This window comes from Kineococcus sp. AC630 (assembly GCF_979255925.1).
In genome coordinates this window covers 1-250 of record NZ_CEEDMJ010000114.1, presented here as the reverse complement: position 1 = coordinate 250, position 250 = coordinate 1, and the positions used below count along the sequence as shown (strand labels likewise).

At 77.6% G+C, this 250-nt stretch carries 1 protein-coding gene; it reads left to right on the top strand.

Going from position 1 to position 250, the window contains the following annotated elements:
* Positions 1-43: 43 nt before the first annotated feature.
* On the top strand, positions 44-250 hold a 207-nt coding region (locus AC0I8G_RS26070; protein ID WP_471732527.1), incomplete at its 3' end, for a hypothetical protein.

Below are 250 nucleotides of genomic sequence, written 5' to 3'. Positions count from 1 at the left end.
GGCCGGAGTCACCGCAGCGAGCCTGGCCGGAGGTGGGGCCGGTGTGGCTGCCAAGGCCCCCATCGGTGCTCCCGTGTACGTCCCGCGGGCCACCCGCAGCGTCAAGGCTGCTGCCCGCTCCCGCGCGGCCGCTGCTCGCGGAGTCGTGCAGCGCCAGGTGGGGCAGGGCAAGGCGTTCGCAGGGGAGTACCGCGACGGCCTGGCCGCGGCGGCACGTCCTGCGGTGGCAGCGGTCACGGCCGGCGCAGCC